The organism is Enterocloster aldenensis, assembly GCF_003434055.1.
Taxonomy (GTDB): Bacteria; Bacillota; Clostridia; order Lachnospirales; family Lachnospiraceae; genus Enterocloster; species Enterocloster aldenensis.
The window spans coordinates 140,538-155,543 of record NZ_QVEX01000012.1 but is presented as its reverse complement, the minus strand read 5'-3'; the positions used below and the strand labels follow the sequence as shown (position 1 = coordinate 155,543).

The window sequence follows — 15,006 nt, the reverse complement described above, 5'->3', positions numbered from 1 at the left end:
GGGGTACCTATGGTGGATTCCTTAGGGCAGATGGCGGGAATAAATTTTCAGACACGCTCTAGGATAATGGGGATGCCGCAGGTTCCCTGCCTGCGGCATTCCCGCTCCTTAAGGGTCCACGGACGGATTGTAATCAATCCTTTGCAGGCGGATACTCATTGCAGAGCAGCCTGTAAGGCGCTTCGTCTTCTTCTATGGTCGGGAATCTTCCCAGCGGATTCAAGAAACGGTTGTCCGTATTGTCATCATTGCACATGGATACTTCCCCAATCAGCACAGGTCCGCCCTCGGGAATGACGAACTCATGGTACAGGTATGGGTACAGGGTCAGGCTTTCGCCTGGATGCAGGATTACCTTGGTCCCGGCCGGCATGGTATACCGACGTCCGTCCTGACAAATCTCAACGTCCGTGTCAGCCAGCTGTTCTGTCTCCTTATCCGCATTGTAAAGGGTGAATTCAATGTCATTACCCCCTCGGTTGATAATGTCCTCCATCTTGCCCCAGTGGAAATGCATGGGGGATACCTGTCCGCTGTCACACATGATGATCTTCTCCGCATACGGTTTCTGGTACTTTGGATTATGTACATTCCCATTGCGGATTGTAATCAGCGCAAGGCCCAGCTTGTCAAAGTCCCCCTCGCCGTAATCCGTCACATCCCATCCCAGCATGTTATCCCGTATCTCATCATATTCATGTCCCTTATCCTGCCACTCCTCTGGCGTAAAACCCAAGTAGGGCGGAAGTTCAAAACAGTGCTCCTTCATCAGGGCTTCAAACTTTTTAATGACTGCGTTGATTTCTGATCGTTTCATTCTGGTTCTCCTTTTATTTTAATAATCCGTTCCCGGCAGTTCCTGATTGCCTCTTCACCTTCCAGTACCGTGAACCGGATCTGGTTCACTTCCTTTTCAAAGGGCTGCAGGTAATGGACCTTGTCCTGGCTGATATGATATGGCTTGCCGTACACACTGGAGTTGGAAGGTTCCAGGCCCAGGGCATAATCCCCGGAAGCCATGGACTTCCATTCCATGAAGTAAGGCAGGTTCTTCCGGTTAAATTCCAGGCAGAGGGCCAGTTTCCTGCCGTGGTTCACCACCATGGCCATGGTGGTGCCTGATTCATCCTCAGCCATGTCATGGAGGAAAACATATTCCGGTTCATTTGGTTTTGGTTCATCCATCCAGTTCCATCTGTCCACATGCTGTTCTGCAAAGGCTTCCCTTCCTGTCACCTGTTTTACCGGCAGCACCAGCTCGCAGGTCTCATCTAAAAAGGGATAACCCATATTGCAGTGGTAGAGCAGCATCAGGGGTTCCGGGCGGAATGCCTGGTTCTCTATCTCATCCGTAACCAGGATGGAGTTGGAACCCAGCCTTGTCTCTATGGTCCTTCTAAGGACCATGTTCTCCCCAAACAGTTCAGCTTCCCGCATCTCCCCCTTCACGGAAATCACATACTCGTCCCCCTCAAAGTAAGCGTCCGCCCCCGCATGTTCGGCCGGCGTTGTCCTCATCCTGCCATGCATGGGGTAATCCCTGCCATCCACATTGCAGGGCGCGCAGATTGTTTCCAGGCCGCAGGTGAACAGAAGCCCGCCCATGATACTTCTCTGGGCTTCCTGTCCATGGGTGTCATAATGCCCCCGCCCCATCAGCCCGGGCTTTGCCATAAATGACATATTCATGCCCTTATATGAAAGATCCGATATGTCCAGGCATTTATCCGCCATCACATGAAAGGCCATGTGGCCGGATTTGATTTCCCAGGCATTCATGTTTTCCGCACGGCCCTCTTTATATGCCAGCGGTCTTACATAAGCCAGCTGCTGCATGCTGCCGGCATACTTCATCCATTCCTTTTTCATGTCCCACACTCCAGTTTCCTTTGTTTCAGCCATCCCTGATTCAGGTTCCCCTGCTTGGGTTTTCCTGCTTTAGGTTTTCCTACTCCAGGTTTGCATGGTATTTCCACAGGCTCTTCATGTCAATCTGCTTTTTATCAATAATCATCTTGGCGACGGTATCTCCCAGTATCAGGAGGCTCTGCTCAAAAAGTGAGGTCATGGGCTGTACGGAATCAATCTCATCTTCCAGATAATTCTTGGTCCGCACGGGAATCCGCACCATGAACTCAGCCACGTCCTTCATCTCACTGTCCGGATTTGAGCCGATGTGCACCACCCTGGCCCCGGCTGCCTTTGCCTTTTTTGCAATCCCCAGGGGGAACAGGGTGGAACCGCTGCCTGAACCCACAATCAGCAGGTCATTGCCTGTAATGGCCGGTTCTGTGATTTCTCCCACATAGTGGGTGCAAATTCCCAGGTGCGCCAGACGTTTTGCAATGGACTGAAGGGACAGAAGCACCCTTCCCACACCCACAAAAAACACCTGGTCCGCGTCCAGCACAGCATCCGCCAGCGCTTCCACTGCCGCCGGGTCCACGCTGCCAAGGGCCGTATCCAGTTCCTTTAAAACCGTTGTATATGTATTTCTGTACTCATCGCTGTAATATCCCATCCCATCACTCCTTCGAATCCCCATTCAGGGTTTTTGCCAGGTCATTGACCGCCCTCAGGCTTCCCACCAGGTCGTCCTTTTTGATGCAGGTGCTTCCCGCCACGAATATGTTGGCAATCCCCCTGCCGTAATCCTCTATGTTCTTTGGGGAGATCCTTCCGTCCAGAATAATTCCGGTATCCAGTCCCCTGTCATCTATCATCTTCCTCAGGTCCCTGATTTTACGGTCCCCGTAGGATACCTGGGCCTCCCCTGCGCACTGGGCAAAACCGGGATTGATTAACATCAGCAGGACCGCATCGCACTTGTCCAGGACATAATCAAGGACGGTCAGGGGGGTCCCCGGCTTCAGGGCCACACCGGCCCGCACACCCTTTCCATGGATATAGTTTAAAAGCCCGTCCACATGGTCCGCTGTCTCAATGTGGAATACGATCTGCGAAACACCGCATTCCAACAGTTCATCAATAAAGTACTGAGGATTGGCCGTCATTACGTGGGCCTCAAATTCCAGGTCCGTCTTCTTCCTCAGCTGCTTTACCGTCTCCAGCCCCAGAGGCATGCTTGGACTGAAATGCCCGTCCAATATGTCCACATGCAGCATCCGGATGCCGCTTTCCTCCACCAGCCTGACCTGCTGCTCAAGGTTGCACAGGTCCAGGCAGATAAGGGACGGCGAAATAATGCAGGATTGGTTCCATATTTCTTTGCTCATCAGTCTTCCTCCAAATACAGTTCAATCTCCGCCCTGGCGGGAAGGGATGCAATGGCTCCCTTGGACTGGACGCACAGGGAACCGCTTACATTGCCGTACCTCATGGCGTCCTCCAGGATTTCCCTTGTAAATATGCCTGTTCGGTCAGCGCCTTTTATCAGCAGCCTGGAAAGGAAACCTCCCCAGAACGCATCCCCTGCACCCGTTGTATCCACAATGGCGTCCGCCCTGCGTCCCTTTACCACAAAGGAGGTTCCTGCGAAAAAGCACCTTGCCCCTTCCGATCCCAGGGTTTCTACCACCACCGCCACCTGGTTCTGCTTCATGACCCGGTCTATGTTTTGCCGCCCCCCAATCATGTCTGTCTCTTCCTCTGAAATCTTTAAGAGGTCCACGTATGGAAGGATACCCATGACAGCGTCCGCTGCCGCCTGCCTGTCGTCGTCCCACATCAGGTTTCTGTAATTCACATCAAAACTCACCATCTTCCCCATCTCATGTCCCCGTTTCAGCGCATGGATGGTTGCGGCCCTGGCCTCCCCCTTTGACAGGGAACAGGAACCTCCATGAATGACCTTGCAGCTCCCAAGGTACCCTTCCTGGATATCTGATACGCGCAGGAACATATCCGCGCCCGGCTTCCTTGCAAAGGTGAAGCTCCGCTCCCCGCCGGGTGTGAGTGAGACAAAGGCCATGGTGGTAACCGCCTCCCCGCACAGCTGCGGGCTTAAAGGAGTCACCTTATTGTCTTCCAGGGTCCGTATCAGGAAACGGCCAAAAGCATCGTCCCCCACCTTGCAGAAGATTCCGGCGGACAGTCCGTTCCTGGCCGCCGCAATGGCCACATTGGCCGGCGCACCCCCCGGATTGCGGATATAGCTGCCCTCCTCTGTTCCCGGGATAAAGTCTATGACCATCTCCCCAACCGTAATGATATCCACAGCATCATCTCCTTTTCCTTACTTTATTTTCATCATAATCCCTTTAATTAGTAAAGTCAATATACTAATTGAATATTGTATGATTTATCTATTAATTGGATGTTGTTTTTGTGCGATATGCACAGGACAGGGCTGAAAGTAGGACTGTATTACAAAAGTGGACTCCATGACAAAAGCAGGACTCCATCGAAAAAGGGCGTGCCCGGCATCCTCTTACGCCCCGGCACACCCCTTGGGTATGTCTAAAAAACATGCTCTAATCCAATAGCATATTCCCCTCGTACACCTGATTCAGCACATTGCAGACAGCTCCCAACAGCTGTGAATCCTCCCCAAAGTACGCCCGTTTCACCCCGGTCCTGCTCCTGTCCCTGGCGAATTTAAATTCATTGATTCCATCCTCCAGCTGTTTGACATACTTTTCAGGCAGATGGACCCCATCATATCCAAGCAGGACCAAGTCCAGGTTCAGCAGGTTTACGGTGCTCACCAGGGCAGAAGTTATCTTTTCCGTCACATCCTCGAATATTTCGCACATCCGGTCTGTTTCCTTCATCTGGCAGAATCCGGCAAAGCTCAGGGACTGGCCCGTGGCCTTCCTCAGCCGCCCCAGGATTTCATCCGTATTCACATACAGTTCCAGGCAGCCGCGGTTTCCGCAAATACATTTTTTCCCCCTGTAGTCAATGCTCACATGACCAACCTCAGGCGCCAGCTTCCTGGAGTCCACATACAATGCCCCGTTTTTTACAATGCCGCAGCCCACGCCCCTTGCTATGCCTAAAAGCATGAAGCTGTCCCTGTTCTTCCCATTCCCATAGAGTAGTTCTGCCAGGGCCGCGCTCTGGTTGTCATGGTCCATGAACACGGGCAGGGAATACCTGTCCTCCAAAAGACTGGCCACCGGTATGTCATGGATACCGTAAAAGTAAGGCGGGTTCAGTATCATGCCCCGGTCAAAATCAATGGGACCGATACTGGAAATCCCAATGCCCAGAATGTTCTTTTCATATTCAAGCATGGCGTCCGTCAGGGCGTAGATAATGGATATCAATTCCCTTTTATCCGGCTGCTGCAGCATGATGGTCTTCCTGTGCCGTACATTCAGGTAAAAATCACAGAGCACGGCCTCGCACCGGTCCCTGAGGATCAGGATCCCAATGGTATTAGGCGCGCCCGATGGTATCCTGAGGCTGATGGGGTTGCGGCCCACGCCATCGCACTGGTCCACGCCGCCCTCTTTTACAAGCCCCTTATCCGCCAGTTCCGACACCATGTTGGTTATGGCCATCTTGGTCATGCCCATGTGGGCCACCAGTTCCACACGGTTGTTGCAGGTCCCGGTGGCAATCAGTTTTAAGATCTGGCCCCTGTTATGTTTTTTTACATCAATGCGTTTTGTCCCCAGTGTCTTCATGATATGTTACTCCGTACCTTTCATTTTGGCTGTCCCGCGTTATAAGCAATCTTAAGGTCAGTTTACAAGAAACTACATACTACATACTACATACAGACCGTGAAACAGGCTGCTGACAAAAATCATTCTAAAAGAGGACTTGAAAAATCAAGTCCTCCATATATCATCTGTTTAGAAGTAATCAAAAGACTTTGCCCGTCTGATGATTGCGCTTCGGATGCATGGCAATTTATAGTTACCAGCTATCCTCTGATTTCGGTTCAACCATACATGGTTATTCTATCATGGAGGAGGTTCAAATACAATGTCAATCATGGATTATTTTAATTGCCATGAAAGAATTAATAATCCTCAACCCTGACCTCCCTTCCATCCTGGAACTTCCGCTCCATTGCATGTCTGGCCTTACGGTTCTCCACGCTGTCAAAGATAATGGAAAAATCATAGTCCTCCGGATATAGACGGTCGGCCTTGACCCTGAGTTTCAGGCGTTTGTAGTTCACCATGCGCTTCTCCTTCTTTACCTGCACCAGGACATTTCCCATCTGGTCCGCAGGCTTTACCACAATGCCAGGCTCCCCGGCCGGTTCCACGCTCACGCTGTCCCCTCTTGAGAATATCCCTGATACATCCGTGGACTCCGCTTTCTTCTTCATCACCGTGATACCCGGTTCATATATCCTCTTTATACCGTCCTCTTCTTCCTGTTCCAGCCCCAGTTCCTGCTTCAGGCTTTCCTTGATATCCCCGTAAGCCTCCCCTGCAGCCACCTTAAGCATGTGTCCTGGCATTCCCAGGCGTTTTGCAATGTAAAGCGCACAGCTGTCCCCGGATTTTCCCATTTCCAGGCAATAAAGAGGTTTTAGGTTTTCCCTGTCAAATGCCATTCTGGCGCTGATGATTTCCCCGTGTTTCCTTGCATAGGACTTGACTTCCGGGTAATGGGTGGTCACCAGGTACAGGCAGCCGCGAAGGCGCAGCTCTTCCAGTATGGCAATGGCAATCCCCATGCCTTCAGCCGGGTCCGTGCCTGAGCCCAGTTCGTCCAGGATTACCAGGCTGTCCCTGGTGGCCCGGCGGAGTATGTCCATTACATTGGTGATATGGGCTGAAAAGGTTGACAGGTTATCCGTAAGGTTCTGTCCGTCCCCTATATCGCAGAGCACCCGGTTCCTCATGGCCACATCACCGTAAGCGCAGGGCAGGTGCAGCCCGCATCCGGCCATCAGTGTAAACAGCCCCACGGTCTTTATGGCCACGGTCTTTCCGCCTGTATTGGGGCCTGTTATGATCATTCCGCGTTTCCCACCGCCGATTTCAAACTGCAGGGGCACATTGGAGTCAGGGGGCAGCAGGGGGTGCCTGGCATCCTTCAGGCAGATCCGCCCTTCTGTGTTGATGGAGGGTTCCCTTGCCTCCATCTGTGCGCTGAGCTTGCCTTTGGCAAAGATGAAGTCCAGCTTAGCCAGGGTCTCCAGGTTGCTTTTTATGGATGTTTCCTGGGATGCAATCATATCCATCAGGCTGTAGAGGATCTTCCTCTCCTCGCAGTCCTCTTCCACCAGCAGGATTTCCCTCTGGTCCTGGAACCTTGCCACTGCTTCCGGTTCAATAAACACCGTGGCCCCTGTGGATGAGCTGTCTATGACGCTGCCAGGCACCCTGGACTTATACTCTTTTTTCACAGGAAGGCACAGCCTGTGGTTCCTGGTGACCACAAAGGCCTCCGACATATACTTCTTATTATTTTTTAACAGGGAATCCGCCTTATCCTTAATCTTTTCTTCCAGCGCGCGGATTTCCTTGCGGATTCCCCAAAGCGCGCCGGATGCATGGTCGTCAATCCTGCCATGGCGCACCGACCGCTCAATCTCCTCCTTCAGTTCTGTAAGGGGATATAAATCATCACTGTAAAATGCAGCCGGGATGTGATGCATTTTCCCACGTTCCAGATATGACTGCATCCGCCTGACGGCTGCCAGGAACATCCCCACCTCCTCCATTTCCTCCGGAAGCAGCAGCTCCCCAAGCACTGCCTTTTCCACAATATGCCCGATCTGTTCCATGACAGGAAGCGGCGGCGTGCCAAGAAGGTCCAGCATCTGCCTGGCCTGGGTGGTGTCCCTCATATTCCGTTTAAGTTCCCCTTCATCCAGGTATGGCTGAAGGTTCCTTATCTTTTCCTTTGCCTGCGGTGAATTGGCGTATTCTGCCAGCTGTTCTATGATTTCTGTAAATGCGACTGCGTCAAATGTATGATTCATTGTATCTGTTTTCCTTTCCATCCTGTTTATTCCTTACCATCCGTTTCATGAGAATAAAAGTGGAAAATAAAAAACCCATGGACATCCACCAACAGGTTTCGCCACATAGGTCTGACAGGTGCTGCATCCACATGCCGCAGCACACAATTCCATATGTCCATCTGTTATGGATGACGGTACAACAAATTACGCCCGCAGACAATCCGGTATCCGAATCACACCCGGAACCCCATTACCTGCGCAGCACGGACCTGCTGTACACCATAGATTCATTATCTTCCACTAACAGATACAATTAACAAAAAGACGCCTCGCTTTCAATTTCAAAAATATTCTGATACAGATAATAACAGAAAGTTGATGAAAGGTCAACTGGAAAATTTTTCAGCACATACGGTCCTGCGCCATGATTTCCATCCCCACGCCCACTTCTGACACATTCAGGGTTTCTGCCATTTTTATTTTTGCCTTCAGGGATACACAGTGGCATGGATAAAGTGTCTTTACCCCCATCCTTTCCAGATAACGGATGGTCTGCTCCAGCCTGTTATCCACATCGAACAGATGGAATCCTCCCAGAATCCCCACAATCCTGGATTCCCCGCACACTTTGACCGCATAATCCACAATATTACAGATACCGCTGTGGGAACATCCTGTGATGATGAACAATCCATGCTCCGCCTTACACACCAGGGCCGAATCATCCTCCAGGGTGTCCTGCTGCCAGCCGTCCTCTATTTGTCCGTTCACACACGGTTTTCCCTGCCCCCCTGCATCTGCATATCCGCCGTCCCAAGGTTTCCTCACCCCGATTGCATCCCTGCCTTCAAACCCGTTTTTCCGGGGAATCTGCCCCAGGAACACACAGTTTTCAGACAGGAACCACGGTTTCACGGCAGGAATATAGCTAAAACACGTTTCAGCCACATTCCTTCCCCAGGGGGAACCAATGTCCTCGCCGTCACATACCTTGGGTTCAAAGCATCCCGGATGGGCAACCAGCCGGATGTCCGGGCGGGGATGCTGGATTCCCATGCAGTCCGCGCATACATGGGCAAGGCCGCCCGTATGGTCGTTATGTCCATGGGACAGAACGATGTGCGTTATATCTTTCATATCCATGCCCATGGCCCCTGCATTCTTAAGGAACACATCGGAATATCCTGTGTCAAATAATATACGCATGCCGTCCATTTCAATATAATAACACACCGCTGGTTCCCCCACAAAGTACCGGTCAATCAGTGTATTGTTGTCAACCAATACCCGTATCTTCATAAAGCCCTCCTTCAATCCGCCTTCCGGCTGTCCCTGCCGCCTGTCCGGCTGCCTGTCCCTGCCGCCCTGTCCCTGCATCCTGCGTGCAGATTACAGGCATGGGCGTCTTTAACATGGGCCAATCCATCAGATAAGCATGGTCAGCCCGTCCATATCCCCCAGCGCCTGCTTCATTATATCCAGGAATCCCACGGCATACCGGGCGCATTTTCCTTTTTTTACAAGATAATAAATCACGGATTCAGCGGGGCCGTCCTGCAGTCCGCAGATATCCGGCCCGCCCCCCGCCTCAAGCATCCTGGCTATGTATTCAGGCGCAATGACCCAGCAGCCCTTTTCCCTCAGGAAATACTCCATCAGCGACATCTGGTCCAGCATCACACGCGGCCTCACCCCCAGGCCGAACCAGTAATCGTGCCATGTGTCATATTCCGGGTTCCAGGGCAGGCGGATTTCCTTTTCCGGGTCAAGGCACGAGGGGGACAGCATTCTTTCCGGCTGCCTGGGAGAATCCTCCAACAGACCGGATACCGCCAGAACCATCTTCCCCTTAAAAGCCGGGACCGTAAGGACGTCCTGGGAAAACATGTCATCCGATACAAGAGCCAGGTCCAGGCTGCCATCCTCCACATACTTATAACCCTCAAAGGAATGGCATTGATGGAAATTCAGGGAGCAGTCCGGATTTTTTTCCATAAAACGTTCAAGGACCATGGGCATCAGGTATGTGCCCACGCTTCCCACCGAACCGATGTGGAAAACACCTGACCGGTCCATATCCTTAAGGGCCCTGCTTTCATTCCACACGGTCTTCCATCTTTCAGCCAGGGAAATGAATGCCTTGCCTTCTGCTGTCAGCCCAACGTTCCTCAGTCCCTTTTTACGGATGAACAACTGATACCCCAGCTCCTGCTCCAGGGCGCGGATGCGTCTGCTGAGGGCGGGCTGGGTCACATAAAGCACTTCCGCGGCCGCCGAGATGCTCCCGGTCCGGACAATGGTTAAAAATGCCTCAATCTCCCGTTCTGTCATGTCCTGTCTCCTAAAATATAAATAACCATTTATATAATAAGGCCATAATAGGCATTTTACAACTATATTTTTCCGGTATATCCTGTATGTGATTTGTTTTTACGATTTGGAAAGGAAAGGACAGCTTTTATGAAAAACCTTACATCAGGCAATATCAGATCCCAGCTCATGTTCCTGGCCCTGCCCCTCATAGCCGGCAATATGCTCCAGCAGTTCTACCATACCATCGACGCCCTGGTCATCGGGCGCTTTGCCGGGCCGGCCGCCTTTGCGGCCATCGGTGTTTCCGGTACGGTCATGAACCTTTTTATCTTTGTCATCAATGGATTCTGCACCGGTATATCCATTATCCTGGCGCAGTTTTACGGCCGCGGCGACCAGAGGGGGTTTTGCAGGGAATTTTTCACCTCCCTGGCATCGGGCTGTGTATTTACAGCTGCCATCAGCATCCTTGGGATAATGTCCCTGTCCGGCGTACTCCAGATGATAGGGACACCGGCCGAAGTTGCCGCACCGGCGCAGGCGTATCTGGTCATTATTTTCTGCGGGCTTATGACAACCTTTCTCTATAACTTCTGCAGCGCTGTCCTCAGGGCTGCGGGGGACACCAGGGCCGCCCTTTTTTTCCTGGCGGCTGCGGTGTGTGCCAACCTGGCGCTGGACCTTGTGTTTGTGGCGCTGCTTCACAGAGGCGTTGCCGGGGCAGGGTGGGCCACCATACTCTCCCAGGGAATTTCCGTGCTGCTCTGCCTCCTATACATGAAGCAAAAGGCGCCTGTCCTGCTTTTGCACAGGGATGATATGGTTCTGGAACCATTCCTCTTAAAGAGGACCTGGAGGTGCTGTTCTGTTACCGCGCTGCACCAGTCCAGTGTCTACATAGGAAAACTCCTGGTCCAGGGCACGGTCAATTCCCTGGGCACAGGGACAATCGCAGCCTTCACCGCCGCCAGCCGGATTGAAGGATTTGCCAATTCATTCGGGGACAGCGGCTGTGCCTCCGTGGCTGTCTTCGTGGGCCAGAACATGGGCACTGGCTGCAGCCGCCGGGCCAGGGAGGGATTCCTGGCCGGAATCCGCCTGCTCCTGCTTCTCGGCCTCCTGTCCTCCTTTGTCATGTATGTGACCGCCCCGGCTGCCATGTCCTTCTTGCTGGGCGCAGGAAGCGGCGCTGCCTTTTCCCAGGGAACGCAGTATCTGAGGACCATATCGGTCTTTTATGTATTATGCTTTGCCGGAAACGGCCTTGTTGGGTATTTTAATGGAACCGGGCGGGCCGCCATCCCCATGGCCGGGGCAATCATGCATCTTACGCTGCGTGTGGTCTTATCCTGGAAATTCGCCCGGATTACAGGGCTTGGGGCGGTTGGGGCCGCTACCGGTATAGGGTGGCTGGCAGCAGTCGCCCTTTGGTGGGGCATCTATCTCCATGGCAGGAGAAGCAGGGTTCTGGATGATTGTTCCGGATGATTAAGGGCTGTCTTTAAGCCCCAGCTTTTCGGCATTTTCCTTCATGCTCCCTTTGGTCTACCGGTTTACCTTGTCCAAGGTCATTCCCAGCATACCGCAGACCACTGACATGGGAAATGTCCCCTGCCCGCGCACTTAAGAAAGGCAAAGCCCGGGGCGTGTCTGAAAATCCAACACTGCCCCGGGCATCCTTTCCACATCCCTATGATTTTGCCGGATAAATCATGACGCGGTTCCCACGGATCATAATTTAGCCAGAACCTCATCCAGATCCATTGTCCTGGTGCCGTCCTCCATCTCAAAGAACGGGATTCCGATTCCGCCTGCCTGGCGGACCTTGTCATATAACCCGCAGCTTTCCCTCACGGCCAGGTATGCTTTCAGGTCAGGAAGGCTGGCGGACAGGTTCCTAAAATCCATTTCCGCGTTCTTTTCCCTCAACCTGCAAAGGGCATATAAGGTGTCGGGACATAAGTGGCTTCCAATTACAGTGATTTTCATATTTCATATTCTCCTCTCAAGTCTTTTATTTTTAGGCGCGTTCCAATCCCGGCGCCTCAGGCGTCATTTCCTCTTCCCTTTTTATCTGCCTGTTAAGCCAGTCCTTTCCTTCCACCATACGTGTGACCATCATGGAAGCAATGGTATCGCCGCTTGCGTTCAGGCAGGTCGCTGCCGGATCCACCAGGAAACCGATGGTTGCAATCAATGGAAATGCTTCTGCAGGAAAGCCAAAAAGGCTGACTATCAGCATTTCCCCGACCAGTCCGCCTCCAGGCGCGCCAGACAGTACAAATGCGCTGAGCACTGCAACCGCCATGGACATGGCATAGGTCCCCACGCCGGTAAAGGGCTGGTTAAAGATACCGAACAGGAAGCTGATTTTAACAATTGCAGATAACACGGAGCCGTCCATATGCATGGTGGCGCCCATGGGAAGCACGATATCTCGGATATCCTTTGGGACTCCAATCCGGTCGCAGGCCTCTGCATTTACAGGAAGGGCCGCAATGGAACTCTGGGTTGCGAACGCGGTAACCGCCGGGTTCAGGATATGCCCAAACATCCTGCCGACCCCTGCTTTGCCGCCTGCGAAATATGCATAGGCCGGAAACGCGGTAAAGAAGTATAAAAGGCACATGGGGTAATATACCAGCATGGCATGTCCATAATCCCCAATCAGCCCGGGGCCGAATTCCCCTACCAGGGAAGCAAAGTAAGCGCCTAACCCGATGGGCGCGTACATCATGATGATACTGACAATCTTCATGATAATGGCATTCAGGTTATTAAGAAGCTTTCCAACCGGACTTTCCTCGCCTCCGCAGGCGCTGACACAGAAACCGGACAGGATTGCAAATACAATAATCGGCAGCATGTTCCTCCTGCTCATCAGTCCTGAGAAATCATCCACGGTCAGGGCCCCCACAATCATGTCGCCCACACTGGACATTTCCTCCATCTGTGCGCTGGCAAACTGTATGCTGGTGCCGGCGGCAGGCGGGAAGATATTGACCACCACCAGGACCAGTACGCCTGCAATGGCGCCTGTTACCACGAATACGGTGACCAGGCTTCCCATAATCCTGCCAAGACGTTTCATGTTGACCATATTACCCACTGCGCTTGCTATGGACACAAACACCATGGGTACCACAATGGTAAACATCAGGTTCAGGAAAATATCCCCCAATGGCGCCAGTACCTTTGCCTTTTCCCCCAGGACAATCCCCAGCACTGCCCCGATAGCGATTCCTGATAATAAAATGATTGGAAAACGGTAATTTTTCCAAATAGTAGATTTATTCATACCTTCCTCCTCCTTCTCCTTTGTTTTTATAATCTGCCCACAGCTTCCTTAAGCTGGTTTAACGCCGTTTCAAGAACACATCTGGGGCAGGCCGCATTTAACCGCATGTAACCGGACAGGCTGCGTCCGAAGGTGTAACCCTCGTTTAATCCAAGGCCCGCCTCCTCAATCATGAAACTGCGGAGCCTTTCATTATCCATGCCAAGGGACCGGCAGTCCAGCCACACCAGATAGGTTGCGTCCGGGACAGTGGGCTTAATCTGTGGGATATGGGCTTCACAGTACTGCCTGATAAAATCAAAGTTGGCTTCCAGATATGGCAGCAGCTGTTCCAGCCATTCTTCCCCTTCATTAAAAGCAGCTTCCATTGCCACTGAACTGAAGGCATTGTTCCTGTGGATGTCCATGGCCATCCAGAATGTATCGAACTTCCTTTTCATCTCCTCATTTGGGAAAATAACCGCGGAGGCCTGGAGTCCCGCCAGGTTAAATGTCTTTGTGCCTGATATACAGGCAATCACTTTTCCCGCGATGTCTTCTGAAAGGGTTGCTGTGGGTATGTGCTTCTTGCCATGGAAAACCAAATCTGAATGGATCTCATCTGATACCAGCAATACATCATTCTCAATACAGATCCGTGCCATCCTGTTCAGTTCTTCCCTGGTCCACACAATTCCCAGCGGGTTGTGGGGGCTGCACAGAAGGAACATCCTGGCCTGCTTTGCCTTTTCCTCAAAGTCCTCAAAGTCAATGGACCAGGACCCGTCCTTTTCCACCATCTGGTTCTCAAGCACGTTCCGCCCCCAGGCCTCCGTTACATCGTAAAACTCAGAATATACCGGCGTCTGGATCAGAATGCTGTCACCTGGTTCTGAAAACAGCTTGACAAGAGAGGACAGGGCAGGCACCACCCCCAGGCTCCAGCTCATGAGCTCAGGCCTGATTTCCCATCCATTGCGCCTTTTCTGCCAGCCCCGTATGGACTCAAAATAAGAATCCGGTCTGGAGGTATATCCGAAAATCCCCTGTTCGGCTTTTTCCTTCAACGCATCTATGATGGGCTGCGCCGTCCTGAAATCCATATCCGCGACCCAGAGCGGAATCACATCCTGCCTTCCGAATTTCTTCATGCGTTCATCGTACTTTGCCGCCCTGTTCCGGCTTCTGTCGATTACTTCATCAAAATTATATTCCATTTTTATGCCGCCTTTCTTTTGGTATCCTGCTTCTGTGAATCTATTAAATATATAAGCAAAACCCGTGCCAACTTCCGGGAACAGCAGCCGGAAAAAAAATTAAAAAGGCCTGATTCACTGGGAAATCAAGCCTTTTTTCGAATATGGACAGGGACGGGGAATTATTTTCTGTTATTGTAAATATTTTCTTGACAGAGATGAGGGGTGGTATATAAGGATATTTTGATTTCAATCGGTTTAAACAGGTTCGATTAGGTTATATCGGGTTGTATTTGATTATATTTGGTTATATTTGGTTGCATGATGGACTTTCAGCAGCCCTCCCTGCGGTTCCTGTTTTTTATAGCAGTATGATGAAA

14 protein-coding genes are annotated in these 15,006 nt (G+C 51.8%); 1 reads left to right on the top strand and 13 read right to left on the bottom strand.

Going from position 1 to position 15,006, the window contains the following annotated elements:
* Positions 1 to 133 precede the first annotated feature (133 nt).
* From DWX59_RS20460 to DWX59_RS20420, 10 genes are all read right to left on the bottom strand, one after another.
* The gene (locus DWX59_RS20460) at positions 134 to 817 is read right to left on the bottom strand and encodes a D-lyxose/D-mannose family sugar isomerase (protein WP_117560999.1); all 684 of its coding nucleotides are present in this window, start codon (positions 815 to 817) and stop codon (positions 134 to 136) included.
* On the bottom strand, positions 814 to 1,869 hold the full coding sequence (locus DWX59_RS20455; protein ID WP_180215670.1) for an aldose 1-epimerase family protein: 1,056 nt from the start codon (positions 1,867 to 1,869) through the stop codon (positions 814 to 816). The genes DWX59_RS20460 and DWX59_RS20455 overlap by 4 nt, the downstream gene beginning before the upstream one ends.
* A gap of 79 nt (positions 1,870 to 1,948) precedes the next feature.
* The gene (hxlB, locus tag DWX59_RS20450) at positions 1,949 to 2,521 is read right to left on the bottom strand and encodes a 6-phospho-3-hexuloisomerase (protein ID WP_117560998.1); all 573 of its coding nucleotides are present in this window, start codon (positions 2,519 to 2,521) and stop codon (positions 1,949 to 1,951) included.
* Positions 2,522 to 2,525: 4 nt separating this feature from the next.
* Positions 2,526 to 3,236, bottom strand: coding sequence for a ribulose-phosphate 3-epimerase (locus DWX59_RS20445; protein WP_117560997.1), 711 nt, complete (start codon positions 3,234 to 3,236; stop codon positions 2,526 to 2,528).
* Entirely contained in the window at positions 3,236 to 4,177 is a 942-nt protein-coding gene (locus DWX59_RS20440) for a carbohydrate kinase family protein (protein ID WP_117560996.1), read from the bottom strand. The genes DWX59_RS20445 and DWX59_RS20440 overlap by 1 nt, the downstream gene beginning before the upstream one ends.
* A gap of 256 nt (positions 4,178 to 4,433) precedes the next feature.
* Complete coding sequence (locus DWX59_RS20435; protein WP_117560995.1) at positions 4,434 to 5,594, bottom strand: ROK family protein; 1,161 nt, start codon at positions 5,592 to 5,594, stop codon at positions 4,434 to 4,436.
* A gap of 341 nt (positions 5,595 to 5,935) precedes the next feature.
* Entirely contained in the window at positions 5,936 to 7,858 is a 1,923-nt protein-coding gene (locus DWX59_RS20430; protein WP_117560994.1) for an endonuclease MutS2, read from the bottom strand.
* A gap of 384 nt (positions 7,859 to 8,242) precedes the next feature.
* A complete protein-coding gene (locus tag DWX59_RS20425; protein ID WP_117560993.1) occupies positions 8,243 to 9,139 on the bottom strand; it encodes an MBL fold metallo-hydrolase in 897 nt (298 codons plus the stop codon).
* On the bottom strand, positions 9,117 to 9,266 hold the full coding sequence (locus tag DWX59_RS28835) for a hypothetical protein (protein WP_165640909.1): 150 nt from the start codon (positions 9,264 to 9,266) through the stop codon (positions 9,117 to 9,119). Before DWX59_RS28835 ends, DWX59_RS20425 begins: the two co-directional genes overlap by 23 nt.
* Entirely contained in the window at positions 9,266 to 10,171 is a 906-nt protein-coding gene (locus tag DWX59_RS20420) for a LysR family transcriptional regulator (protein WP_117560992.1), read from the bottom strand. The genes DWX59_RS28835 and DWX59_RS20420 overlap by 1 nt, the downstream gene beginning before the upstream one ends.
* A 129-nt stretch (positions 10,172 to 10,300) precedes the next feature.
* Between DWX59_RS20420 and DWX59_RS20415 the strand changes: the two genes are divergently transcribed.
* A complete protein-coding gene (locus tag DWX59_RS20415; RefSeq protein WP_117560991.1) occupies positions 10,301 to 11,641 on the top strand; it encodes an MATE family efflux transporter in 1,341 nt (446 codons plus the stop codon).
* A 243-nt stretch (positions 11,642 to 11,884) separates the two neighbouring features.
* On the opposite strand, the gene DWX59_RS20410 is transcribed toward DWX59_RS20415, so the two are convergent.
* Genes DWX59_RS20410 through DWX59_RS20400 form a run of 3 tightly spaced genes read right to left on the bottom strand, consistent with a single transcriptional unit; the run spans position 11,885 to position 14,647 of the window.
* Positions 11,885 to 12,142, bottom strand: a complete 258-nt coding sequence (locus DWX59_RS20410) for a glutaredoxin (protein ID WP_117560990.1) — start codon at positions 12,140 to 12,142, stop codon at positions 11,885 to 11,887.
* Positions 12,143 to 12,173: 31 nt separating this feature from the next.
* Complete coding sequence (locus tag DWX59_RS20405; protein ID WP_117560989.1) at positions 12,174 to 13,451, bottom strand: dicarboxylate/amino acid:cation symporter; 1,278 nt, start codon at positions 13,449 to 13,451, stop codon at positions 12,174 to 12,176.
* A gap of 26 nt (positions 13,452 to 13,477) precedes the next feature.
* A complete protein-coding gene (locus DWX59_RS20400; RefSeq protein WP_117560988.1) occupies positions 13,478 to 14,647 on the bottom strand; it encodes a MalY/PatB family protein in 1,170 nt (389 codons plus the stop codon).
* Positions 14,648 to 15,006 lie beyond the last annotated feature (359 nt).